At 71.2% G+C, this 23145-nt stretch carries 22 protein-coding genes; 16 read left to right on the forward strand and 6 right to left on the reverse strand.

The genetic code is table 11. The annotated features are described in order from the left end of the window. Positions 1 to 59: 59 nt before the first annotated feature. Genes ABD366_RS07540 through ABD366_RS07555 form a run of 4 tightly spaced genes read left to right on the forward strand, consistent with a single transcriptional unit; the run spans position 60 to position 4147 of the window. Complete coding sequence (locus ABD366_RS07540) at positions 60 to 833, forward strand: (Fe-S)-binding protein (RefSeq protein ID WP_324770806.1); 774 nt, start codon at positions 60 to 62, stop codon at positions 831 to 833. Next, positions 830 to 2317 (forward strand): lactate utilization protein B, encoded by a 1488-nt coding sequence (locus ABD366_RS07545; RefSeq protein WP_344441315.1) that lies wholly within the window; start codon positions 830 to 832, stop codon positions 2315 to 2317. Before ABD366_RS07540 ends, ABD366_RS07545 begins: the two co-directional genes overlap by 4 nt. Beyond that, positions 2314 to 2961, forward strand: a complete 648-nt coding sequence (locus ABD366_RS07550; RefSeq protein ID WP_324770797.1) for a LutC/YkgG family protein — start codon at positions 2314 to 2316, stop codon at positions 2959 to 2961. The genes ABD366_RS07545 and ABD366_RS07550 overlap by 4 nt, the downstream gene beginning before the upstream one ends. Before the next feature lie 22 nt (positions 2962 to 2983). Next, positions 2984 to 4147 (forward strand): ABC transporter ATP-binding protein, encoded by a 1164-nt coding sequence (locus ABD366_RS07555; RefSeq protein ID WP_324770798.1) that lies wholly within the window; start codon positions 2984 to 2986, stop codon positions 4145 to 4147. Positions 4148 to 4190: 43 nt separating this feature from the next. On the opposite strand, the gene ABD366_RS07560 is transcribed toward ABD366_RS07555, so the two are convergent. From ABD366_RS07560 to ABD366_RS07575, 4 genes are all read right to left on the reverse strand, one after another. Further along, positions 4191 to 5390: an NAD(P)/FAD-dependent oxidoreductase gene (locus ABD366_RS07560; RefSeq protein WP_344441318.1), complete on the reverse strand. Its 1200-nt coding sequence runs from the start codon at positions 5388 to 5390 to the stop codon at positions 4191 to 4193. A gap of 99 nt (positions 5391 to 5489) precedes the next feature. Beyond that, positions 5490 to 6440, reverse strand: coding sequence for an ABC transporter substrate-binding protein (locus ABD366_RS07565; protein WP_324776649.1), 951 nt, complete (start codon positions 6438 to 6440; stop codon positions 5490 to 5492). After that, on the reverse strand, positions 6437 to 7111 hold the full coding sequence (locus ABD366_RS07570) for an ABC transporter permease (protein ID WP_324776647.1): 675 nt from the start codon (positions 7109 to 7111) through the stop codon (positions 6437 to 6439). The genes ABD366_RS07565 and ABD366_RS07570 overlap by 4 nt, the downstream gene beginning before the upstream one ends. Beyond that, positions 7108 to 7803 (reverse strand): ABC transporter permease, encoded by a 696-nt coding sequence (locus ABD366_RS07575; RefSeq protein ID WP_411293899.1) that lies wholly within the window; start codon positions 7801 to 7803, stop codon positions 7108 to 7110. Before ABD366_RS07575 ends, ABD366_RS07570 begins: the two co-directional genes overlap by 4 nt. Before the next feature lie 153 nt (positions 7804 to 7956). Between ABD366_RS07575 and ABD366_RS07580 the strand changes: the two genes are divergently transcribed. After that, the gene (locus tag ABD366_RS07580; protein ID WP_324776645.1) at positions 7957 to 8922 is read left to right on the forward strand and encodes a pirin family protein; all 966 of its coding nucleotides are present in this window, start codon (positions 7957 to 7959) and stop codon (positions 8920 to 8922) included. Between the two features lie 122 nt (positions 8923 to 9044). Here ABD366_RS07580 and ABD366_RS07585 read toward each other — a convergent pair whose 3' ends face one another. Then, on the reverse strand, positions 9045 to 9953 hold the full coding sequence (locus ABD366_RS07585; protein ID WP_324776643.1) for a LysR family transcriptional regulator: 909 nt from the start codon (positions 9951 to 9953) through the stop codon (positions 9045 to 9047). Positions 9954 to 10090: 137 nt separating this feature from the next. Here ABD366_RS07585 and ABD366_RS43445 point away from each other — a divergent pair, with 137 nt between their 5' ends. The 6 genes from ABD366_RS43445 to ABD366_RS07610 all read left to right on the forward strand — a co-directional run bounded on the left by ABD366_RS43445 (position 10091) and on the right by ABD366_RS07610 (position 15706). Further along, complete coding sequence (locus tag ABD366_RS43445; protein WP_361066375.1) at positions 10091 to 10174, forward strand: putative leader peptide; 84 nt, start codon at positions 10091 to 10093, stop codon at positions 10172 to 10174. A gap of 156 nt (positions 10175 to 10330) precedes the next feature. Further along, positions 10331 to 11446, forward strand: coding sequence for a dimethylsulfone monooxygenase SfnG (gene sfnG / locus ABD366_RS07590; RefSeq protein ID WP_324776641.1), 1116 nt, complete (start codon positions 10331 to 10333; stop codon positions 11444 to 11446). Between the two features lie 68 nt (positions 11447 to 11514). Next, positions 11515 to 12732: an acyl-CoA dehydrogenase family protein gene (locus ABD366_RS07595; RefSeq protein WP_324776638.1), complete on the forward strand. Its 1218-nt coding sequence runs from the start codon at positions 11515 to 11517 to the stop codon at positions 12730 to 12732. A gap of 61 nt (positions 12733 to 12793) precedes the next feature. Then, positions 12794 to 13348: an NADPH-dependent FMN reductase gene (ssuE, locus tag ABD366_RS07600; protein WP_324776636.1), complete on the forward strand. Its 555-nt coding sequence runs from the start codon at positions 12794 to 12796 to the stop codon at positions 13346 to 13348. Positions 13349 to 13353: 5 nt separating this feature from the next. After that, positions 13354 to 14538, forward strand: coding sequence for an SfnB family sulfur acquisition oxidoreductase (locus ABD366_RS07605; RefSeq protein ID WP_324776634.1), 1185 nt, complete (start codon positions 13354 to 13356; stop codon positions 14536 to 14538). Positions 14539 to 14563: 25 nt separating this feature from the next. Further along, a complete protein-coding gene (locus tag ABD366_RS07610) occupies positions 14564 to 15706 on the forward strand; it encodes an LLM class flavin-dependent oxidoreductase (protein WP_324776632.1) in 1143 nt (380 codons plus the stop codon). 93 nt (positions 15707 to 15799) lie between these two features. On the opposite strand, the gene ABD366_RS07615 is transcribed toward ABD366_RS07610, so the two are convergent. Beyond that, positions 15800 to 17761, reverse strand: coding sequence for a P-loop ATPase, Sll1717 family (locus ABD366_RS07615; protein ID WP_324776630.1), 1962 nt, complete (start codon positions 17759 to 17761; stop codon positions 15800 to 15802). A gap of 208 nt (positions 17762 to 17969) precedes the next feature. On the opposite strand from ABD366_RS07615, the gene ABD366_RS07620 reads away from it, so the two are divergent. From ABD366_RS07620 to ABD366_RS07640, 5 genes are all read left to right on the forward strand, one after another. After that, on the forward strand, positions 17970 to 18224 hold the full coding sequence (locus ABD366_RS07620) for a hypothetical protein (RefSeq protein WP_411293896.1): 255 nt from the start codon (positions 17970 to 17972) through the stop codon (positions 18222 to 18224). Beyond that, on the forward strand, positions 18224 to 20518 hold the full coding sequence (locus ABD366_RS07625) for a heavy metal translocating P-type ATPase (protein WP_324776628.1): 2295 nt from the start codon (positions 18224 to 18226) through the stop codon (positions 20516 to 20518). Before ABD366_RS07620 ends, ABD366_RS07625 begins: the two co-directional genes overlap by 1 nt. A 29-nt stretch (positions 20519 to 20547) precedes the next feature. Next, on the forward strand, positions 20548 to 21039 hold the full coding sequence (locus ABD366_RS07630) for a copper chaperone PCu(A)C (RefSeq protein ID WP_324776626.1): 492 nt from the start codon (positions 20548 to 20550) through the stop codon (positions 21037 to 21039). A 33-nt stretch (positions 21040 to 21072) separates the two neighbouring features. Further along, a complete protein-coding gene (locus tag ABD366_RS07635) occupies positions 21073 to 22110 on the forward strand; it encodes an ABC transporter substrate-binding protein (protein ID WP_324776624.1) in 1038 nt (345 codons plus the stop codon). A 65-nt stretch (positions 22111 to 22175) separates the two neighbouring features. After that, positions 22176 to 23141: a FecCD family ABC transporter permease gene (locus ABD366_RS07640; protein ID WP_324776704.1), complete on the forward strand. Its 966-nt coding sequence runs from the start codon at positions 22176 to 22178 to the stop codon at positions 23139 to 23141. Positions 23142 to 23145 lie beyond the last annotated feature (4 nt).

Raw genomic sequence — 23145 nt, forward strand, 5'->3', positions numbered from 1 at the left:
ACGACGTACCCTGCACCCGTCCGATGTCCGACCCGAACCTCCTGACCGAAGGGGCCACGATGCGTGTCGCGCTCTTCCTCACCTGTGTCAACGACACGCTCTACCCGGACACCGGCAGGGCCGTGGTGAAACTCCTGACCAGACTGGGCGTGGAGGTGGACTTCCCGGCCGCCCAGACCTGCTGCGGGCAGGCCCACTACAACACCGGCTACCGGCACGAGGCCGAGCCGCTGGCCCGCCATTTCTCCGATGTCTTCGGGCCGGGTATCGGCTCCGGCGAGTACGACGCGATCATCACGCCGTCCGGTTCGTGCGCGGCGATGGTGCGGGAGCTGTATCCGCGGATGGGTGAGCGGGCCCGCGCGGAGGGCCGCGGCGACGGACTGGCGACCACGCTCGCGCCGGTGGTCCCGAAGACGTACGAGCTGACCGAGTTCCTCGTCGACGTGCTGAAGGTGACCGACGTCGGCGCGTACTACCCGCACAAGGTGACCTACCACCCCACCTGCCACGGCCTGCGTTCCCTCGGCCTCGGCGACCGCCCTACCCGACTCCTGCGGACGGTCAAGGGACTTGAGCTGGTGGAACTGCCGGGAGCACAGGAGTGCTGCGGCTTCGGCGGCACGTTCGCCGTGAAGAACTCCGACGTCTCGGCGGCGATGGGCGCCGACAAGGTCCGCAACGCCGAGTCGACGGGCGCGGACGTGCTGTGCGCCGCCGACAACTCGTGCCTCATGCACATCGGCGGCACGATGAGCCGGCTGCACACCGCACTGCGGCCGGTCCACATCGCGGAGATCCTGGCGAGCACCGAAGAGGAGCCCCTGGCATGAGCGGCACGTTCGTAGGTATGCCCGCCTTCCCGAAGGCCGCGCACGACGCCGTACGGAACACCACCCTGCGCGCCAACCTCAAGCACGCCACCCACACCATCCGCGACAAGCGCGCCCGCGCCGTCGCCGAGCTCGACGACTGGGCAGACCTGCGCGAGGCCGGCAAGCAGATCAAGGACCACACGCTCCGCCACCTCGAGCACTACTTGGTCCAGTTGGAGGAGTCGGTGACGGCCGCGGGCGGCACCGTCCACTGGGCCGCCGACGCCGACGAGGCCAACCGCATCGTGACCGGGCTCGTGCGGGAGACGGGCGAGTCGGAGGTCGTCAAGGTCAAGTCGATGGCCACGCAGGAGATCGGCCTCAACGAAGCGCTCGAAGAGGCCGGGATCGCCGCGTACGAGACCGACCTCGCCGAACTCATCGTGCAGCTCGGCAGGGACCGCCCCTCACACATCCTCGTCCCGGCGATCCACCGCAACCGCGGCGAGATCCGCGCCATCTTCGAGAAGGAGATGGGCAGTTGGGGCCGCCCGGCGCCCGAAGGGCTCACCGACACGCCCGCCGAACTGGCGGAGGCCGCCCGACTCCACCTGCGCGAGAAGTTCCTGCGCGCCAAGGTCGGCATCTCGGGCGCGAACTTCATGGTCGCCGAGAGCGGCACCCTCGTCGTCGTCGAGTCCGAGGGCAACGGCCGCATGTGCCTGACCCTGCCCGAGACCCTGATCTCGGTCGTCGGCATCGAGAAGATCGTGCCGACCTGGCGCGACCTGGAGGTCTTCCTCCAGACGCTGCCGCGCTCCTCGACGGCGGAGCGCATGAACCCGTACACGTCGACCTGGACCGGCACGACCGACTCCGACGGCCCCCAGAACTTCCACCTGGTCCTGATCGACAACGGCCGCACCGACACCCTCGCCGACGAGGTCGGCCGCCAGGCGCTGCGCTGCATCCGCTGCTCGGCGTGCCTGAACGTCTGCCCGGTGTACGAGCGGGCGGGCGGCCACGCCTACGGTTCGGTCTATCCCGGCCCGATCGGCGCCATCCTCAGCCCTCAACTCCGCGGCACGGCAAGCGAGATCGACGCCTCCCTCCCGTACGCGTCCTCGCTCTGCGGCGCCTGTTACGAGGTGTGTCCCGTCGCCATCGACATCCCCGAGGTGCTCGTACACCTGCGGGAGCGCGTCGTCCAGGGCGGCGAGGCGGTCCGCGGCGGCGCCAAGGTGACGCTGAAGCCGGCGAAGGGCCACGCGGCGGAGCGGGCGGCGATGCGCGCGGCCCGCTGGGCGTTCACCCGCCCGGGCGTGCTCGGCACCGGCCAGCGCCTTGCCTCGCGCACCCGCCGCTTCCATCCGCGGACGGTGCCCGGCCCCGGCCGCGCGTGGTCGGCGACCCGGGATCTGCCGAAGGTACCGGCGGAACCGTTCCGCGACTGGTGGCAGCGGACGAACGGCGGAAAGAACGGAAAGGACGGCAGCAAGTGAGCAGCAGGGATGTGATCCTGGGCCGCGTGCGCCGGGCGCTCGACGGACAGGGCGGGGCCCCGACGACGTACGCCACGGACATCGACCGGAGCTATCTGCGCGAGCACGGCGACCGGACCGTCGAAGAGACGGTCGAGCTGCTCGCCGAGAACCTGGCCGACTACCGGGCGCTCGTGCACCGCACCACGCACCCGGAACTGGGCCGGACGATCGCGCGTCTGCTGGCCGAGCGCGGCTCGCGGACGGTGGTCGTGCCACCGGGGCTGCCGCCGGAGTGGCTGGCCGAGGCGGACGCGACGCCCCTCCATGACCGGGCCGCGAACACGCCCGCCGAACTCGACGGAGTGGACAGCGTCGTCACCGCCTGCGCCGTCGCGGTCGCCGAGACCGGCACGATCGTCCTCGACGGCTCGCCCGACCAGGGCCGCCGCCGCATCACCCTCGTCCCCGACCACCACATCTGCGTGGTCCGCGTCCCGGAGCAGGTCGTCTCCGCCGTCCCCCAGGCCCTCGAACGGCTCGATCCGGCCCGGCCGCTCACCTGGATCTCGGGCCCGTCCGCGACCAGCGACATCGAGCTCGACCGGGTCGAGGGGGTGCACGGTCCGCGCACCCTGGAGGTGATCCTGGTGAGCGGGGAGTGACGGCCGCGGTTAGCGTGAGCCCATGATCCGGTTCGATCAGGTCACCAAGCGGTACGCGGACGGCACGACGGCGGTGGACGGCCTCTCCTTCGAGGTCGCCGAGGGCGAACTGGTCACGCTCGTCGGCCCGTCCGGCTGCGGCAAGACCACGACGATAATGATGGTCAACCGGCTCATCGAGCCGACGTCGGGCCGGATCTACGTCGACGGCGAGGACATCGCCACGCTCGACCCGGTCAGGCTGCGCCGCCGTATCGGCTACGTCATCCAGCAGGTCGGCCTCTTCCCGCACCGCACGATCCTCGACAACACGGCGACCGTGCCCGCCCTGATCGGCTGGAAGAAGGCGAAGGCACGGGCCCGCGCCGCCGAGCTCCTCGATCTGGTCGGCCTGGACCCCAAGACGTTCGGCAGCCGCTATCCGGAGCAGCTCTCGGGCGGTCAGCGCCAGCGCGTGGGCGTGGCGCGGGCGCTGGCCGCGGACCCGCCCGTGCTCCTGATGGACGAGCCGTTCGGCGCCGTCGACCCGGTGGTGCGCGAGCAGTTGCAGGACGAGTTCCTGCGGATGCAGGCGGCGGTGCGCAAGACGGTCCTGCTGGTCACGCACGACATCGAGGAGGCGGTCCGGCTGGGCGACCGGATCGCGGTGTACGGACAGGGCCGCATCGAGCAGTACGACACACCGGGCGCCGTCCTCGGTACGCCCGCGACGCCGTACGTCGCCGAGTTCGTCGGCGCGGACCGCGGCCTCAAGCGCCTGTCGGTCACCGAGATCGAGCCGGACGACCTGGAGCAGCCGTCGGTGGCCCGCCTCGACGAGTCCGCCGCGCAGGCCGCGGCCCGGATGCGGGACGAGGGCGCGCGGTGGGCCGTGGTCCTGGACGGCAGCGGTGATCTGCACGGCTGGATCGGCGTCCACGAGGCCACCCTGGCCGGCCCCGAAGGGCGGGTCGGCGACCTCGCGCACCGGATGAACGCGTGGGTCCCGGTCGGCGCCCCGCTCAAGCAGGCGTTCGGCGTGATGCTCCAGCACGACGCGGGCTGGGTGGCGGTCCTCGACGGCTCACGCTTCCTCGGCGTCCTCACCCCCGCCAAGCTCCACGAGGCGCTGCGCCGCTCGGTCGACGCGGACGCGCAGGGGGTCGCGCGCGACGAGGTGGAGTTCGACTCGGTCGCCGACGCCTGACCCGGCTCTCCTCGCCGCAGGGCGCTCGCACCGGCCTTCCTCGCTACGGGGCGGTCTCACCCTGAGGTTCACGTCGAGGTTGCGGTCTCCGGCGGTTCATCGCGCGCAGATTCTCGTCCTGTACGTCGCCGGGGACGGCCCGGTCCGGACGGTACGGGGCGAGTTCCGCGGCGGACCGTCCGGTGGTGAGTTCGCGTGCGGCGAGCCGGCCGAGGACCGGGGCCAGGGTGACCGCGCTGTGCGAGACGAGATGGTAGAGGCCGGGCGCCCCGGGCACCTCGCCGACCAGCGGCAGCCCGTCGGACGGTATGGGCCGGACGCCGATCCGGGCGTCCTCGATCCGGGCCCGCGCCAGGCCCGGCAGGACGGCTCCGGCACGCCGGTGCAGTTCCTGCGGGAGCCCGTCGACGCGCGGCCCGTCGGCGCCGTCGAGCCGCGCGTCGACGTCCCAGGACAGGGCCAGCACCCCGCCGCCGGGCGTGGGCCGCAGGTCGATGTCCGGGGCGGCGAGGATCGCGGTGAGGGGGCCGCCCGGCAGCGGATCGCTCTCGGTGACGAGCCCCGGTACCTGCCGCAGGGGCAGCCGTACCCCGGCGAAGGCGGCCACCCGGGCCGCTCCGGGACCCGCGCAGTTCACGACGGCATCGGCGCTCCGTGTACGGTCGCCCGCCTGCACGCCGACGATCCGGCCGTTCTTCCGCGTCAGGCCGGTGACGGCGACCCCGTAGTGCGTCTCGGCACCGTGCCGCACGGCCGCGGCCAGCAGGGTGTGGACAAAGCGCGGCGCGTCGAACCAGGACGTGCTCTCGTGCACCACGACCTCGTCCGCGCCGCAGGCCGCGGGGTCCACGGCGGGCGCCAGTTCGCGCAGTACGGACGGTGGGGCGAGGCGGCAGTCGTGGCCCCAGCCCTTGGCTCGCAGGGCCCGCTCGCGCAGCGCCTGGTGCGCCGCGTCGCCGTCGGCCCACTGAAGGAGCGGCGCGGGATGCCGCCAGGCCGGCCCGTCGAGCGCCTCGGACAGCTGCCGGTGCTCCTCGGAGCCCTGCCGGTTCAGGCGGTAGTACGCGTACGGGGTCTTCAGGTGGGTCACGTCGGCGGAGAACGTGGCGCCGGAGGTGCCGGCCGCGGGCCGCGCCTCTTCCACGACGACGACCCGGACCCCTTGTCGGGCGAGGTGGTAGCTGACGCAGGCGCCGAGCACGCCCGCGCCGACGACGACGGCTGAGCCGACGGCTGAGTCCATGGGCGATCCTCTTCGGCGGGTCCACCTGGGGGCCGGGCCCGGAGGCCGGGGCGTTCCAGGTTCCCGTGTTCCGGTCCCCGTACACCCTCCTGTACCGGCCTACTTCAGGAGCCCCTTGTCCTCCAGATAGTCCCGTGCGACGTCCTCGGGCAGCCGCCGCCAGCTGTCGACCCGCTGGTTCATGGCGGCCAGGTCCTCGGTCGTGAGGACGGAGTTGAGGGCGCCGAGCGCCTCGGCTACCTGATCGCTGCCGGCCCGCGACCGGTTCACGACGGGCACGATGTAGTCGGCGTTCTGGAGCTTCTTGTCGTCGGTGAGCAGGACGAGTCCGAAGTCGGAGAGCGTGGCGTCGGTGCTCGTGGTCAGCACCATCTGGTCCTGCCCGTTCTGCACGGCCTTCTTGGACTGGGTGGTGCCGACGCCCTTCGGGTCGACGCCGGTGATGTCGATCCCGTAGACCTTCTTCAGTCCTGGTTCGCAGTACGGACGCTGCACGCACTCGTCGCCCGCGGCGAGCCGTACCTTCAGTCCGGCGGCGCCGAGATCGCTGAGGGTCTTCAGCCGGTGTGCGGTGGCATAGGACCGGGCGACGGCGAAGGCGTTCTGGTCGACGGCCCTGCCGGGGTCGAAGACCACGAGGCCGCGCGGCCGGGCGAGTGAGCGCAGTGCCTTCATCGTGGCGTCGAGGTCGGGCGAGCCGACGGGGGCGGCGTCGGCCCCGTTCGTCTTGGCGTTGAGCCAGTCGGCGAAGGTGGCCGCGTACTCCGGGACGACGTCGATCTGGCCGGATTCCATGGCGGGTTCGTACAGTTCGCGGTTGGCGACGGAGAGGATCTCGGTCTCGTAGCCGGCGTTCTTCAGGAGCAGCGCGTACATGGTGGCGAGCAGGTCGCTCTCGGTGAATCCGGCGGAGCCGATGACGAGGTGCTGGCTGTCGCCGGGCGGCGCGGTCACCTCGCCCCGGGTTTCGAGCGAGGGCCCGGTGGTGCACCCGGCGACGAGCAGGACGAGGCCCAGCAGCGGCACGCGTCGGCGTGTCATCGCGCTCATCCCGCCCTCCCCCGCGCCCAGGACGGCGCGAGCCGCTCGGCGATCTCGAAGAGCCCCTCGACGAGGAGCGCGAACACGGCGACGAGTACGGCGCCCGCGACGACCTGGGGCGTGCTGGCGAGGTTGAATCCGGCGGTGATGATGCGCCCCAGCCCGCCGCCGCCCGCGAGTGCGGCGATCGTGGCGGTGGCGACGAGTTGCACGGCGGCGATCCGCACCCCGTTGAAGATCAGCGGCAGCGCGAGCGGAGCCTCCACCCGCAGCAGCATCTGCCGTCCGGTCATGCCCATCCCGCGCGCGGCCCGGACGATCTCCCGGTCGACGCCGCGCATGCCCACGTACGCGTTGGTGAGCAGCGGCGGCACGGCGAACAGGACGAGGGCGACGATCGTGGGCCCCTCGCCGTACTGCCCGAGCGGGGTGAGGAGCAGCAGCACGAGGACCGCGAAGGTGGGCACGGCGCGGCCCACGTTGGAGATGTTGACGGCGAGCGCCCCGCCCTTGCCGAGGTGTCCGAGGACGAGGGCGATGGGCAGGGCGATCAGGCAGCTGATGACGAGACAGACGAGCGTGAGCACCAGGTGCTGGGTGAGGCGGTGCCAGATGCCGTCGTCGCCGGACCAGTGCGTGGAGTCGGCGAGCCAGTTCCAGGCGTCGGTGAGGGTCTTCACGCGTGGCTCGCTCTCGTCCAGGGGGTGAGGAGCCGGCCCACGCCGAGCAGCACCAGATCGGCGGCGATGGCGATGACGACGCAGAGCACGGAGGCGGTCAGTACCTGCGCCTTGAAGTACGTGTTCATGCCCGCGTAGATCAGGTTCCCGAGTCCGCCGTGGCCGACGATGGCACCGACCGTCACCAGGGACACGGCGGACACGGTCGCGATGCGCAGTCCGGCCAGGGCGGCGGGCAGGGCGAGGGGCAGTTCGACGGTGAGGAGCAGCCGGATCGGCCCGTAGCCCATGCCGCGGGCGGCCTGCCGGGTCTCCTCGGGCACGGCGCGCAGCCCGGCGAGGATGTTCCGTACGAGCAGGGTCAGCGAGTACAGGACGAGACCTGCGACGACGAGCGTGGCGGAGAGCCCGTAGGCGGGCAGCAGCAGCGAGAACATGGCCAGGGACGGGATCGTGTACAGCACGGTGGTCAGGGCGAGCACCGGACCGGCTGCCCACCCCCACCGGCGGGCGACGACGGCCAGCGGTACGGCGATGACGAGGGCGATCGCCACGGCGATGAGCGTGATCTGCAGATGCTGCACGACGGCGTCGAGCAGGATGTGGCGGCGCGTGCTCAGATACGCGCCGCAGATCCAGTCGTTGCGGGCGAGGCAGTCGTCCGGTGGCGAGATGTCGGGCACCGCGGTCACGAGGGGCACGCGTCCATTCCAGTGGCCCGGGTGGCGCCCGGCGCGCTGGGTGACCCGTACGGGCGGCGGACGCGCGGACCCACACGCCGTCCGACGGAGCTACTTCCCCGCGCGGGCCTGACGGGCCGCCGTGGCAGGGCTAGTTTGTCCGGCATGAGCAATCTTGACCGCGAGCCGGTCCCCTCCGTGTGCGGCGGCCGTGGCTTCGTCGTCGGTGAACCGGTCCGCGAACTCCTGAGCCCCCGCCATGTCCGCCTCGGCGCGTCCACGCAGGTGCGCCGCCTGCTGCCGAACCTGGGCCGGCGCATGGTCGGGGCCTGGGCGTTCGTCGACCACTACGGCCCCGACGACATCGCGGACGAGCCGGGTATGCAGGTCCCGCCGCATCCGCACATGGGCCTGCAGACGGTGAGCTGGCTGCACGAGGGCGAGGTCCTGCACCGGGACTCGACGGGCAGCCTGCAGACGATCCGCCCCCGCGAGCTGGGCCTGATGACGTCGGGCCGCGCGATCTCCCACTCCGAGGAGAGCCCCAGGTCCCACGCCCGCTTCCTGCACGGCGCCCAGCTCTGGGTCGCCCTCCCCGACACCCACCGCCACACGGACCCGCACTTCGAGCACCATGGCGCGCTGCCCCAGGTGACGGCCCCCGGTCTGACCGCCACGGTCGTCCTGGGCACGCTCGACGGGGCGACGTCCCCCGGCACCACGTACACCCCGATCGTCGGCGCGGACCTGACCCTGACGCACGGCGCCGACGTCCGCGTCCCCCTGGACCCCGACTTCGAGTACGCGGTCCTGTCGATGTCGGGCGAGTCCCACGTCGACGACGTACCGGTGCTCCCCGGCTCGATGCTCTACCTCGGCTGCGGCCGCACCGAACTCCCGGTCCGCGCGGAGTCGGACGCGACCCTGATGCTGCTGGGCGGCGAGCCGTTCGAGGAGGAGCTGGTGATGTGGTGGAACTTCATCGGCCGCAACCAGGACGAGATCACGCAGGCGCGCGAGGACTGGGTGAGCGGGGGACGATTCGGGGACGTGAAGGGGTACGACGGGGGTCGGCTGGATGCGCCCGAGCTGCCGCCTGTGCCGCTCAAACCCCGGGGGCGCGTACGTTGATCCTGCCGCCGCACGACCCGGAGGCGGGCAGGAGCGAGGGGGGTGGAAGTCGGAGCGGAGGCTGAGTGACGAGTCGAAAGTGACGAGTCGAAAAGGCACGGCCGGCTGAAGCGGATCGACTCTCAAGGCGCTTCCATGAGCTCCCGAGCTCCGCGCACGAACGTCTCGTGCAGTTCGCCGGCCGCCTGCGACACGGACTCCGCCCGTCGGCGTTGCAGCATGAGCAGGACCCGGGCGGAGTCGTCGGTCAAGGGGCGGCACACGATCTGGCCACTGCGTTCGAGTGGGTCGCCGAGCACGCTGAAGTCGGGCAGCACCGTCACCCCGAGCCCTTCCGCGACCATCAGCTTGCCCATCTCCGCACCGTCCGTCGAGTACGAGAACGCCGGAGTACGGCCCGCCAAGAGGCGATGCACGTAGCGGTGCATCACATAGCCGGTGCGCATCGCGATCAGCGGTTCGGTGAGGAGGTCGTCCACGGAGACCTCGCGGCGAGCCGCCAGCGGACTGTCCGGCCGTACGCACACCACCGGCCGCCCGCGCAGGAGTTCGGTGGCCTGGAAGCCGGCGGGCAGGTCGTCGCCGTCGAGATGATTGACCAGGCCCAGATCGAAACCGCCCTCGGCGAGGCCGCGTTGGATCTCCGTCTGCCGGGCCCCGACCACTTCGACCTGAGTGAGCGGGTGCGTGGCCCGGAACTCCCGCAGCACAGGGATGAGCAGCGGGACCGTCGCGGCGTTCACCGTGCCGACGCGCACCATCCGGCTCAGGCGGTGCTGCTCCCCTGCCGCCACTCGCAACCGGTCCACGGCCTCGAGCACGCTGACGATGTGCGGCATCAGCTCCTGCCCCACCGTGCTCATCGTCGCCCCGGTGCGCTTGCGCTCCAGCAGATCGACGCCCAGTTCCCGCTCCAGGTTCCGCACCGTCTCGCTCAGCCCGGGTTGCGACAGGCGTAGTTCGTCGGCCGCCCGGCGCAGCGAGCCGAGCCGGGTGACGGCTGTGATGTATTCCAGCTGTTCGGTTCGCATCCCGGAAGAATGCGTGGGGATTCGAGGGGTGTTCAAGGTTTTCCCTGTCACACCTTCGTGAAATTCAATGGTCCGCGATACGAGAACGGTCGGGTTTTCCTTGACGGTGCTCGACGGCTGCTGCAACCATCAACGGCATGAAGAAGCGACTGGACCTCACGCGGCGACGCCATGTCGACCTCGCACGTGTCTCCAGCGCCTCCTGTTGCGCCGCGGCCTGACCACTCCGCCGCAGATCACGCCCTTCACCGCCTGAACCCGGCTTGCCCGCTCGTCCCTTGCGGCGCGGCCGCGCCCGTTCATGGCTCATTCGTTTTCAGGTGCACGACCGTCGATTTCGGTGTGCCCGAAAACAATTCCGTACCAGGAGTTCCGCGATGTCCGCAGCGCCCGTGAAATTCGCCTACTGGGTCCCCAACGTCAGTGGTGGACTCGTCACCAGCACGATCGAACAACGCACCGACTGGGGGTACGAATACAACCGCGAGCTCGCCGTCCTCGCCGAGAACAACGGCTTCGAATACGCGCTCAGCCAGGTCCGCTACATGGCCAGTTACGGCGCCGAGTTCCAGCACGAGTCGACCAGTTTCAGCCTCGCTCTGCTGCTCGCCACCCAGCGTCTCAAGGTCATCGCCGCCGTCCACCCCGGCCTGTGGCACCCCGGGGTCCTCGCCAAGCTCGGTGCCACCGCCGACCACCTGTCGAACGGCCGCTTCGCCGTGAACGTGGTCTCCGGCTGGTTCAAGGGCGAGTTCACCGCGCTCGGCGAACCCTGGCTGGAGCACGACGAACGCTACCGCCGCTCCGAGGAGTTCATCCGCGCCCTGCGTCAGATCTGGACCGAGGACCACACCGAACTCGCCGGTGACTTCTACCGGTTGCGGGACTTCTCCCTCAAGCCCAAGCCGCTCAACAGCCCCGAGCGCCCGCACCCGGAGATCTTCCAGGGCGGCAACTCCACGGCTGCCCGCGCCATGGCCGGCCGGGTCTCCGACTGGTACTTCTCCAACGGCAAGGACTACGACGGGGTGATCGAGCAGATCAACGACGTCCGCGGGTCCGCCATCGAGATCGGCCGTACGCCACCGAAGTTCGGACTGAACGGCTTCCTCATCGCCCGCGACACCGAGGCCGAGGCCCGCGACACCCTCCGCGAGATCGTCGCCAAGGCCGACACGGCGGCCGTCGAGGGCTTCGGCGCCGCCGTGAAACAGGCCGGCCGGTCCACCTCCGACGGCAAGGGGATGTGGCAGGACTCCAGCTTCGAGGATCTCGTGCAGTACAACGACGGCTTCCGCACCGGGCTGATCGGCACCCCCGAGCAGATCGCGGAACGCATCGTCGCCTACAAGCAACTCGGCGTCGACCTCCTCCTGCTCGGGTTCCTGCACTACCACGAAGAGGTCGAGTACTTCGGCAAGCGTGTACTCCCCCTCGTGCGAGAGCTGGAAGCCCAACTCCCCCAGCAGCGAGCCGAGTCCGCCCTCGCCTGACGCACCGCACCGCACCGCACCGCACCGCACCGCACCGCACCGCACCGCACCGCGAAAGAGGTAACCCAATGAGCACCGCCACACCCACCGACTGGCACACCCGGCCCGCCCCCGCGACCGCCGAGGAGTGGATCGCCCGCGCCGCCGAGGTCTCCGCCGTCCTCGCCACCGACGCCGCCGCCCGCGACCGGGCCGGCGTCACTCCCCACGCGGAGATCCAGCTCCTCAAGGACTCCGGCCTGGTCACCCTGCTCGGACCCGTCGAGCACGGCGGCGCCGGACAGGACTGGACCACCGCCTACCGGGTGGTGCGCGAGGTCGCCAAGGCCGACGGCTCCATCGGCCAGCTCCTCGGCTACCACTACCTGTGGAACTGGGCCGCCCGTCTCGTCGGCACCCGTGAGCAGTGGGAACACGTCGAGGCCGAGGCCGCCCGCAACCAGTGGTTCTTCGGCGGCGCCGTCAACCCGCGCGACCAGGACGTGGTCGTCACCGAGGACGGCGACGACCTGGTATTCACCGGCCGAAAGACGTTCTCCACCGGTAGCAAGGTCTCCGACGTCACCGTCCTCGAAGGCGTCTTCGAGGGCACCGACCAGCACGTCTTCGCGATCGTCCCGTCCGACAGCGCCGGCCTGACCTTCCACGACGACTGGGACAACATCGGCCAGCGGCTCACCGAGAGCGGCGGCGTCACCCTCGACGGCGTCCGCACCCCCTGGTCCTCGGCGGCCGGATTCGTCGACAAGACATTCCAGCCGCGCGTCTACAACACCCTCAACGTTCCCACCATCCAGCTCGTGTTCGTGAACTTCTACCTCGGTGTCGCGGCCGGCGCCCTGGAGACCGCCGCCACCTACACGCGCACCAAGTCCCGCTCCTGGCTGCACGGCGGGTACGACCGCGCGACCGACGAGCCGTACGTCATCGACATCTACGGCGACCTCACCGCCAAGCTCTGGGCGGCACAGGCCCTCGCGGACGCGGTCGCCGCCGAAGGACAGCGGCTGCACGACGACCCGGACGCCGTCACCCCCGAGGCCCGCGGCGCCTTCGAGGTCCGGGTCGCCGCGGTCAAGGCCCGCGCCACCGACGTCGCCCTGGAGATCGGCAACAAGATCTTCGAGGTCACCGGCGCCCGTGCCACCGCCACCGCTGAGGGCCTGGACCGCTTCTGGCGCAACGTGCGCACCCACACCCTGCACGATCCCGTCGCCTACAAGCGCCGCGAGGTCGGTCGCTGGGTCCTGGACGGCGAGCTGCCCGAACCCACCTGGTACTCCTGACCCTTCCCCGCCGGGCGCCCGTCCCGCACGGGCGCCCGGGCTCCCAGAAAGAGGCAGCCTCATGGCCACCGTCCTTTCCGTCTCCGGCAGCCCCTCCGCCACCTCCCGCACCGGCCGCCTCCTGCGCCATCTGGACCGGCAGCTGACCGCCCAGGGGCACGAGGTCATCCCCCTCGATGTCCGCACCGTCCCCGCCGAGGCACTGCTGGGCGCGGACCCGCGCCACCCCGCGATCGTCGAGGCCGCCGAACTGTTCGCCCGCGCCGACGGCCTCGTCGTCGCCACCCCGGTCTACAAGGCCTCGTACTCCGGTGTCCTCAAGGCGCTGCTCGACCTGCTCCCGCAGTACGCGCTCGTCGGCAAGACCGTCCTGCCGCTGGCCACCGGCGGTTCCGTCGCCCATGTTCTCGCCATCGACTACGCGCTCCGCCCGGTCCTGTCCTCCATGGGCGCCGCCCACATCGTGCAGGGCTGGTTCACCCTCGACAAGGACATCTCGGTGCGCGAGGACGGCACGCTCGTCCTCGCACCGGCCGTCGCCGAGGCCCTGCATCCGATCGTCGACCAGTTCTCGGCCGCGCTCGGACACCGGCCCGTCCTGGCCGCGGCGGGCTGACACCGATGAGCGCCCACGTCATCGCCGACGACGCCGAAGCCCTCGCCCTTGCCACATCCCTCGCCGACGAGTTCCGTGCCGGGGCCGCCGAACGCGACAAGGAGCGCAGGCTCCCGACCCGCGAGCTGGACCGGCTGTCGGCATCCGGTCTGCTCGGCGTGACCGTGCCCGCGCGACACGGCGGCGCCGACGTCAGTTCGCTGACGCTCGCCGAGATCTTCCGGCTGCTCGGTTCGGCCGACAGCAGCCTCGCGCAGATCCCGCAGAGCCACTTCGTGTACGCCAACGTCATCCGCCGACAGGGCGATGAGGAGCAGCAGAAGTTCTTCTTCGCCGAGCTGCTCGCCGGGCGCCGCTTCGGCAACGCCCAGTCCGAGGCGGGCACCCGGCACGTACAGGACATCCGCACCCGCCTCACGCCCCGGCCCGACGGCTCGTATCTGCTCAACGGTGTCAAGCAGTACTCCACCGGCGCACTGTTCGCCCACTGGATCCCCGTCCTCGCCCTGGCCGAGGACGACCGCCCGCATGTCGCCTACGTCCCCCGGGACGCCGCCGGTCTCACGGTGATCGACGACTGGGACGGCATGGGCCAGCGGACGACCGCGAGCGGCACCGTGCGCCTGGACGGCGTTGTCGTGCCGGCCGACCGGGTCCTGCCTCACCACCTGACGTTCCAAGGGCCCCAACTGCACGGCGCCCTGGCACAGTTGCTGCACGCGGCCATCGACGTGGGCCTCGCCCAGGGGGCACTGGCCGAGGCGGCGGAGTTCGTGCGGACCAAGAGCCGGCCCTGGTTCGAGAGCGGATTCGACACCGCCGCCGAGGACCCGCTGCTGATCCAGCGATTCGGTGAACTCGCCCTCCAGGAAAGGTCGGCGCAGGCACTCTTGCGCGAAGCGGCCCGCGCGGTCGACGCGGCCCGCGCCGACCTCTCGGACGAGTCGGCCGCCGAGGCGTCCATCGCGGTGGCCGCGGCGAAGGTGCGGGCGGCCGAGGCCGCCGTGTCCGTCGCGGGCGCACTGTTCGAGGTCTCCGGCACACGGTCAGCGCTCAAATCCCTGAACCTGCACCGGCATTGGCGGGACGCCCGCACCCACACCCTGCACGATCCGTCCCGCTGGAAGATCCAGCACATCGGCCGGTACGTGCTGGGCGGCACCCTGCCGCCCCGCCACGGCCTGCTCTGACGGCCCTCGCGATCGGAGAACCCCTGTGTCCCTCACCTTCCACTGGTTTCTGCCCACCAACGGCGACAGCCGCCATGTCGTCGGCGGCGGCCACGGCACCCCGGCGACGGCCCTGGGCCGGGACCGGCCGCCCACGGTCGCCTACCTGAGCCAGATCGCCAGGGCGGCCGAGGACCTCGGTTTCGTGGGGGCGCTCACCCCCACCGGCGCCTGGTGCGAGGACGCCTGGCTGACGACCGCGATGGTCAGCCAGAACACCGAGCGGCTGAAGTTCCTGGTGGCGTTCAGGCCCGGCTTCGTCTCGCCCACGCTCGCCGCGCAGATGGCGTCCACGTTCCAGCGGCAGAGCGGCGGACGGCTGCTGCTCAACGTGGTGACGGGTGGCGAGAGCCATGAGCAGCGCGCCTACGGAGACTTCCTCGACAAGGACGCCCGCTACCGCCGCACCGGTGAGTTCCTGGAGATCGTACGGGCGTTGTGGGAAGGGAAGAGCGTCGATCTCCGGGGGGAGCACCTTCAGGTCGAGGCCGCCAAGCTGGCCCGGGTGCCGGATCCCGTTCCCGAGGTGTACTTCGGTGGCTCCTCGCCGATCGCCGGGGAGGTCGCGGCCCAGCACGTCGACGTCTATCTCACCTGGGGTGAACCGCCGGCCCAGGTCGCGGAGAAGATCGCGTGGATCAGGGGTCTGGCGGCCGAGTCCGGGCGGAAGCTGCGCTTCGGGATCCGGCTGCACGTCATCACCCGGGACACCTCCGAGGAAGCGTGGGCCGAGGCTCGGCGGCTTCTCGCCGGGTTCGATCCGCAGACGGTCAAGGCCGTCCAGGAGGGGCTTGCCCGCAGCGAGTCCGAGGGACAGCGGCGCATGCTGGCACTGCACGCGGGCCAACGGGACGCACTGGAGATCCACCCCAACCTGTGGGCGGGGATCGGGCTCGTCCGTGGCGGCGCGGGCACGGCCCTGGTCGGCTCCCACGAAGAGGTCGCCGAGCGGATCAAGGAGTACGCGGCCCTGGGGATCGAGGAGTTCGTCCTGTCCGGCTACCCGCATCTGGAGGAGGCGTACTGGTTCGGAGAGGGGGTGTTGCCACGGCTCGCCGAGGACGGACTGTGGCGGCACCCGGCCGGGGCGGCGACTGCCCCGGAGGGCCTGGTGCCGTTCGCGTCGTAGACACGGGACCTACCGCCGGAGCGCCGTAGCAACCCCGGTGCGGGGACGACTTCGCCGCGTTGGCCGGCTGCCTGAGCGGACAGGGACGCGCCGTCAGCCGGAGGAGTCCGAGCCGCCTCCGCCGCCGACGGCTCCGCCGAGGGCCCGTCTCAGCGCCCGTGCCTCGTCGGCGAGGCGCCGGGCGACGGGCTCGTCGCCCAGCCCGAGATCGTTCAGCCGGACGTGGGAGAGGATCAGCCGCTCGGTGACCTCGCCGATCAGGTCCTCCACCATGCCGGAGGTCAGACCGGAGCCCGGAAGGGGCAGGACGGCGATCTGCTCGTTCAGGAGATCGATGTCTTCCTGTACTTCACTGCGGGGCGCGGCGGGCAGGCCCGACCGTACGAGCTGGCGCTGGAGGCGTGACAGGGAGGACGCGGTCTCCTCCAGCAGCCGCACATGACGGTCCGCCCGGAACCCGGCGTCGGTCGGGGAGACTTTCCGCAGGAACGCGGCGTGATCGTGCGCCCCTACCGCCGCCCCCACCACCGGCTCCGGGTACCCGCGACCCGCCTGTACCGCGCCGTCGCCGGCCATGGTCGGGGCCCGGCAGCCGAGGGCCGGCCGGAAGCAGGGGTGGATGCGCAGGTCGTCCTCGTACGGCTGGACAGGCCACTGCGAGTCGCCCGCGTACACGATGCCCCCGCCACGGCGCACGCCCAGGAAGCCGATGCCGTAGAGGGCGTCGACGACGGACGCGGCCGTCAACTGCTCGGTGTACGCGGGGTACCTCTCGTGGAGGGCGTCGCGGATCGCGTCGAACCGGGCGGTGAAGTCGCCTCGGTCCACGGCGTACCCGGCGTTCTCGAACTGGGCGAACACCGGCCGCAGGAACGGGAATCCGACGTTGTACTCCTTGGCGAGATCGTCGAGCTTCCACCGGGAGAACTGCTCGGTGGCCTCCACGACGTCGTCCTCGTGGATCGTCGGGTGCCCCGAGCGGTCGGCCGCGTCCCGGCACAGCGTGAGGAACTGGATGATGTCGCGAGGCCGGGCGAGGGACCGCCGCACAAGGTATTTCGGCGTCCACTCGCCGGACACCCTGCGCGGGAAGACGCCGTCCCACAACTCGTCGTCCGAGATCGGCCGTTCGAGGGACAGGCCGGCCCGGGCGCGGGCCAGCGCCCGCAGGGCGTCCGGGCTCCAGGTGATCCGGACCTCGTCACTGCGGAACTTGTCCCCGTCGGCGAAGTTCAGCGCGTCGTAGATGTCGGCCCGGACGAAGAGCACGCAGCGCACGGCGTGCCCGTAGGCAGCGACCACATGCTTGGCGCCCAGCAGGAGGCCGGTGACCAGCGCATGGCTGTCCGAGTCGCCCTGCCACACCTGCTCCAACTGGTCGACGAGGATCAGGAACGGCTTCTCCCGCGCCGCGACACAGCCGAGATCCTCGAAAGCGGCCCGGACACCCGCCTCGAGCGCGTCGAGCTGCCGCGTGGCCCGCGCGCCCTCGGAGCCGCCGCCGGCGCCGGGTTCGCCCCCGCCGCTGACAATCGCCTCGAAGCCGAACATCTTGACCGACAGCGTCGCCGACTGGAGCAGGCGCGAGCCGCGCCGCAGCCGGTCGGTGAGCCGCCCGTCGTCGCTCTCGTCGTTGGCCTGGAGGAAGTCCTTCAGAGCGCGTACGGACGCGGGGGCGCGCCACTTCTTGTGGGTGTCGACGTGCTGCATGACGTACTGGGCGGCGTGCACCGCGAAGACGTAGCGCCAGATCATGGATTTGGCGGTGTCGGCGGTCAGCCCTTGCAGTTCGAAGCGCCGGATCTCGTCACCGGCCGCGTCGTCCGGCGTGATCAGGACAGTGCGCCCCGGGTACCCGCCGCCCGCGAGATGGGCGCAGATGGCGCTCTTGCCGGACCCCTTGCGCCCGACGACCAGCGATTTACGCCCGGTGAGTACGGCCTCCGAGGCGTACGTGGACTGGAAGCCGTCGCGCAGCAGGCCGTCGGCGAAATCCGACTCCGCGTCGTCCCGCCCGAAGAAGAGCTTCCTCACCGGCTGGTACGGCTGCTCCACGGCTCCCCCTGCGCGGTTGCGGCTGACCGCTCAGATTAGCGGTTCGGGAGCCGCGGGGCGCCTCCTCTCGCCAACCGGCCGTGACGCGCATCACATGACGCGTCGGGAACGCGACCCCGTCCGTGTCCGACTACTCGCTTACCCCGTGCGCCTCCGAGGTGCGACGTGGCGGGGTGGACGCGGTGCGCCAGTACGACCGGGAGACGCAGTGAGCAGTAGTGAAGTGGGCCGGCAGTACGCGGGAGCGCGCTCCGGGCGCGCGATGTCCCGGTGGCTTCCGCCTCCCGCTCTCCTCGGGTTCGTGCTCCTGCTCGTGGTGATGTTCGGGCTCTCCTACGCGGTGGGCCGGGCGGTCGGCCCCGTCGCTCCTGCGATGCACGGCACGGGGGCCGGTAGCGGGTCCGGCGGTGGGGACGGCGGAGGCATGGGCGGCATGGACATGGATCACGGGAGCGGTGGCTGATGACGGGCGGGTCCGCGCCGTCCTTGACGGTCACCGACATCACGGTCGGCGGGATGACCTGCGCCGCCTGTGTGCGTCGGGTCGAGAAGAAGCTCTCCGGGCTCGAAGGAGTCGCGGCGAGCGTGAACCTCGCGACGGGTGTCGCGCGTGTCAGCCATCCCACGGACGTCGGCCCGCAGGAACTCGTCACCGCGGTCGAACAGGCGGGATATAAGGCCCGGTTGCCGGATCCCGCGCAGGCGGACGAAGATCAGGAGGATGACGAGGAGGCGGCGGCCGATCGGGCCGAGCGCTCGCGGCTGTTCGTCGTCGCGCTGCTGTCGGTACCGGTGATCGTCTTGTCGATGGTTCCCGCGCTGCAGTTCCGCAACTGGCAATGGCTGTGCTTCATGCTGGCCGCGCCGGTCGCGGCGTGGGGAGCGTGGCCGTTCCACGAGCGGGCGGCACGCGGGATGCGGCACGCGGCGGCGACGATGGACTCGCTGGTCTCGCTCGGCGTGGTGGCGTCGTTCGCCTGGTCCGTCTACGCGCTGTTCTTCGGCGGTGCGGGTCGGGCGGGGATGCGGATGCCGTTCACGCTGGTACCCTCCGGGGTCGACGGGGTCGACGGGGTCGCGCACTTGTATCTGGAAGCGGCTGTCGGTGTGCCGCTGTTCGTCCTCGCCGGCCGGTTCCTGGAGACGCGGGCGCGGCGGGGTACGGGAGCGGCGCTGCGGTCGCTGGCCCGGCTGAGCGTCAAGGATGTCGCGGTGCGCGACGGCCGTGTCGAACGGCTTGTGCCCATCGGGCAGTTGGCGGTCGGCGACACCTTTCTCGTCCGGCCGGGAGAGCGCGTCGCGACCGATGGCGTCGTGGTGGAGGGCAGCTCGGCCGTCGACCAGGCGCTGGTGACGGGTGAGAGCGAACCCGTCGAGGCGGGCCCCGGGGACGCGGTGGTCGGTGGCGCGGTGAACGCGGGCGGGCTGCTGACCGTACGGGTCACGGCGGTCGGCGCGGACACGCAACTGGCGCGTATCACAAGAATGGTGACGGATGCTCAGGCGGGCAAGGCGCGTGTGCAGCGTCTCGCGGACTCGGTGGCCGGGGTGTTCGTCCCGGTGGTCCTGGCGCTGTCGGTGACGACGCTGGGCTTCTGGCTGGGCGCGGGTGCGCAGACCCAGGCGGCGGTCACCGCGTGTGTGGCGGTCCTGGTCGTGGCCTGTCCGTGCGCCCTGGGTCTTGCCACGCCGACGGCGCTGATGGCGGCGACCGGCCGGGGCGCCCAGCTCGGCGTACTGGTGACGGGGCCGCAGGCGTTGGAGGGGCTGCGGCACCTCGACACCGTCGTCCTGGACAAGACCGGCACGCTGACCTCGGGGCACATGAGCGTCGCCCGTGTCACCACCGTCCCGGACGGCCCGGACGAACGGGAAGTGCTGCGCCTTGCCGCCGCCGTGGAGGACGCGTCCGAGCATCCCCTCGGCCGGGCGATCACCGCTCACGCCCGCCGCACCGCGGACGGGGCCGAACCGCTGCCTGTCGTCGAGGAGTTCGGGGCGACGCCCGGCAGGGGTGTGCGGGGTCGGGTCGAAGGGCGCGTCGTAGAGGTGACCGCCGTGGCGGAGGAGCTGCCCGACCCGCTCGCCGACGCACTGCGGTCCGCCGAGGACGCCGCACAGACCGCCGTGCAGGTACGAGTCGACGGGGCCGTGGTGGCGGTGATCGCCGTCGGCGATGTCGTGCGCCCCGGCAGTTATCGCGCCGTGGACCGGCTGCGACGGCTCGGCGTACGCCCGGTGCTCGCCACCGGTGACCGGGAGGCCCCGGCCCGGGCGGTCGCCGCGCAGCTCGGCATCGACACGGTCCACGCCTGCTGTTCGCCCGAGGAGAAGACGGCCCTGGTCACCGCGCTCCAGGCCGAGGGGCGCCGGGTCGCGGTCGTCGGTGACGGCGTGAACGACGCGGCGGCCCTGGCCACCGCCGATCTCGGCATCGCCATGGGTGCCGGAACGGACGTGGCCATCGGCGCCGCCGACGTGACGCTCGTACGCGGTGGGATCGAGGCGCTGGCGGACGCGGTACGCCTCTCCCGCACCACGCTGGCCACCATCCGCGCCAACCTGGTGTGGGCCTTCGGCTACAACGTCGTCACCGTGCCGCTGGCCATGGTCGGTCTGCTCTATCCGATGCTCGCCGCCGCGGCGATGTCGGTCAGCTCGGTCCTGGTCGTCGTCAACAGTCTGCGCCTGCGGACCTGGCAGCCTGCCCCCGGCCGTACGCACACGCCGCGGCAGAGGGCGAGGGCCGGCCTGTGACGACGACTCGCGATCCGGACACAGGCCGCATGAGGCTCAAGCAGGCGGCCTTGACGGCAGCGGCCCCCATATCCGCATGTCTGCTGGGGCTCGGCGGGCTGACCGTCTGGGCGTCGCTGGGCCACGCCGGGACGCCGCCCGACCTCACGGTGACCCGGGCGCGGGTGTTCCTGCCGACCGGCGGTACGCCCGACACCGCGGCGTTCTTCCGCGTCACCAACAAGGGTGGTGCTGCCGACGAGTTGACCGAGGTCACTTCCCCCTCCGTCGTGCCCGGCGGCATCGCCCTGAGCCGCCACCGCATGACGCCGGACGGTGCGGCCTACCGCGATGTGGCCGACCGGCTGGAGGTGCCGGCCCGCGGCACGTTGGAGATGACGCCGATGTCGAGCGATGTGACCGTGCCCGTGCCCGCAGGCGGCGACTGGCGGGTGGGTGACCGGATCTGGTTCGACCTGCATTTCGAGTACAGCGACACGGTCCGTGTCCGTGCGGAGATCGTCCGCCCCGAAAGCCACTGATGCTGTATCGATCTCACGTCTCAAGGAGCATTCATGCCCGTCACCAAACCGATGGTCGCCGTCGTGGCCACCCTCGCCCTCGGCCTCGGCGCCACCGCGTGCGCGGGCCCCGCGGACGACGAAGGACCCGGTGGCAGCACGGCTGCCGCCGCACGCTCCGGCTACCCCGTGAAGATCGAGAACTGTGGCACCAGCCAGGTCTTCGAGAAGGCGCCGAGCCGTGTCGTCGTCATGAACGGCGCCTCCGTCGCCGAGGTCTCGACCCTGCTCGCGCTGGGCCTCGGCGACAGAATCGTCGCGAACCAGCAGTCGTACGGCATGTCCGAGGTCCCGGGCCGCGCGGAAGCCATCAAGAAGCTACCGACCGGCGGGGTCGAGCAGAACGACGCGTTCGACATCCCCCGGGAGTCGATGATCGGGCTCCGCCCTGACCTCGTCCTGTCGACGACGTCGTACGGATTCGACGCCAAGAACGGTTTCGCCACCCGCGACGAGTTGAAGAACGCCGGCGCACGCACCTACATATCGCCGCAGGGCTGTCATGACGAGAACTCGAAACTCACCATCGAGGACAGCTACCGCCTTCTCCGCGATATGGGCCGCATCTTCCGTGTCTCCGACCGCGCGGAGAAAATCGTCGCCGCGTCGCGCAAGCACATCGCCGGTATCGCCTCGAAGGTGTCCGACAGGAAGAAGCCCAAGGTCATGATGCTGTTCACGAACATGTCGATGGGCAGCAACGACTTCAGTTCCGTGGTGGCCAAGGGAATCTACAACGACATTCTCGGCAAGGCCGGTGCCGCCAACGTGTTCGCCTCGGCGTCGAAGACGTCCTTCGCCGATCTGAGCAAGGAGAAAGTGGCGGCCACGGACGTCGACGCGCTCGTCGTCATCGCCTACAACGACCCGGATCCCGCGGCCTACGCCGAGAAACTGCTCAAGGAGTTCCCCCAGTGGCCGGCCGCGAAGAACCACACGTACGTGACGCTGTCGGACTCGATCTACCTGAGCCCCGACAACGACCTGGCCGTGGAGCGGATCGCGAGGAAGCTGCACCCGGAAGCGTTCTGACCCCGCCGGGCCGTCGCCGAGCCGCCCTCGCGCTCGGGATTCTGCCGTTCGTGCTCGTCGCCGTCATGCTCGTGGCCGTCAGCATCGGTGCGGTCAACGTGCCGTTGGGAGACGTGTGGCGGATCGTCCTGCACCACGTCACGGGCCTGGGCCAGAAACCCGACGACTTCGCGCTCGACCAGATCGTGTGGCAGTTCCGCACGCCGCGCGTCGTGCTCGCCGCTCTCGCCGGCGCGGGCCTCGCCCTGTCCGGTGCGGTGCTGCAGACCGTCGTCGCCAACCCGCTGGCCGACCCCGTCGTACTCGGCTTCTCCTACGGCGCCACGCTCGGCGCGGTCCTCGTCATCACCCTGGGCGGCGGCACGGCCCTGCTCGGCCTGGGCGTCTCGGCCGCAGCGTTCGCGGGCTCGGTGGTCGCGGGCGCGCTCGTGTTCTGGCTCGGCCGACGGCGGGGCCGGATGGCGCCCACGCGGCTCATCCTGGCCGGAGTGGCGGTCGGCTATGTGTTCCTGTCGGCCACCAGTTACGTACAACTGCAGGCCAGCCCCACCCAACTGCGCACCGTCATGTTCTGGATGCTCGGCAGCGTGGCCGGCGCGCAGTGGCATCAACTGCCTGCCGCCGCCTTGGTCGTCGTCGGCTGCACGGCGCTGCTCACCCTGTTCGGCCGCAAGCTGAACGTACTGCTCGCCGGGGACGAGACCGCCACCTCCCTCGGCACCGACGTCAACCGGCTGCGGACCGTCCTGCTGCTGCTCAGCGCCCTGCTGACCGGTGCGGTGATCGCGGTCGCGGGCAGCATCGGGTTCGTCGGCCTGATGGTCCCGCACCTGGTACGGCTCACCGTCGGCGCCGACCACCGCAGGCTGCTGCCGCTGTCGGCCCTGCTCGGGGCGGTCTACCTCGTCCTGGTCGATCTGCTGTCGCGGACGCTGAGCCGCCCCAACGAACTCCCGCTGGGCATCCTGACCGCCCTGCTGGGCGCCCCCTTCTTCCTCTGGCTGCTGCGCCGCAACAAGGGTCTGGACTGAACAC

The organism is Streptomyces kunmingensis, assembly GCF_039533535.1.
Taxonomy (GTDB): domain Bacteria; phylum Actinomycetota; class Actinomycetes; order Streptomycetales; family Streptomycetaceae; genus Streptomyces; species Streptomyces kunmingensis.

Bases quoted from the DNA above. Each gene is read 5' to 3' on its own strand.
- ABD366_RS07540 (WP_324770806.1), top strand. From the start codon at position 60: ATGCGTGTCGCGCTCTTCCTCACCTGTGTCAACGACACGCTCTACCCG.
- ABD366_RS07545 (WP_344441315.1), top strand. From the start codon at position 830: ATGAGCGGCACGTTCGTAGGTATGCCCGCCTTCCCGAAGGCCGCGCAC.
- ABD366_RS07555 (WP_324770798.1), top strand. From the start codon at position 2,984: ATGATCCGGTTCGATCAGGTCACCAAGCGGTACGCGGACGGCACGACG.
- ABD366_RS07560 (WP_344441318.1), bottom strand. From the start codon at position 5,390: ATGGACTCAGCCGTCGGCTCAGCCGTCGTCGTCGGCGCGGGCGTGCTC.
- ABD366_RS07565 (WP_324776649.1), bottom strand. From the start codon at position 6,440: ATGAGCGCGATGACACGCCGACGCGTGCCGCTGCTGGGCCTCGTCCTG.
- ABD366_RS07580 (WP_324776645.1), top strand. From the start codon at position 7,957: ATGAGCAATCTTGACCGCGAGCCGGTCCCCTCCGTGTGCGGCGGCCGT.
- ABD366_RS07585 (WP_324776643.1), bottom strand. From the start codon at position 9,953: ATGCGAACCGAACAGCTGGAATACATCACAGCCGTCACCCGGCTCGGC.
- ABD366_RS43445 (WP_361066375.1), top strand. From the start codon at position 10,091: ATGAAGAAGCGACTGGACCTCACGCGGCGACGCCATGTCGACCTCGCA.
- sfnG (WP_324776641.1), top strand. From the start codon at position 10,331: ATGTCCGCAGCGCCCGTGAAATTCGCCTACTGGGTCCCCAACGTCAGT.
- ABD366_RS07595 (WP_324776638.1), top strand. From the start codon at position 11,515: ATGAGCACCGCCACACCCACCGACTGGCACACCCGGCCCGCCCCCGCG.
- ssuE (WP_324776636.1), top strand. From the start codon at position 12,794: ATGGCCACCGTCCTTTCCGTCTCCGGCAGCCCCTCCGCCACCTCCCGC.
- ABD366_RS07605 (WP_324776634.1), top strand. From the start codon at position 13,354: ATGAGCGCCCACGTCATCGCCGACGACGCCGAAGCCCTCGCCCTTGCC.
- ABD366_RS07625 (WP_324776628.1), top strand. From the start codon at position 18,224: ATGACGGGCGGGTCCGCGCCGTCCTTGACGGTCACCGACATCACGGTC.
- ABD366_RS07630 (WP_324776626.1), top strand. From the start codon at position 20,548: ATGAGGCTCAAGCAGGCGGCCTTGACGGCAGCGGCCCCCATATCCGCA.
- ABD366_RS07635 (WP_324776624.1), top strand. From the start codon at position 21,073: ATGCCCGTCACCAAACCGATGGTCGCCGTCGTGGCCACCCTCGCCCTC.
- ABD366_RS07640 (WP_324776704.1), top strand. From the start codon at position 22,176: ATGCTCGTGGCCGTCAGCATCGGTGCGGTCAACGTGCCGTTGGGAGAC.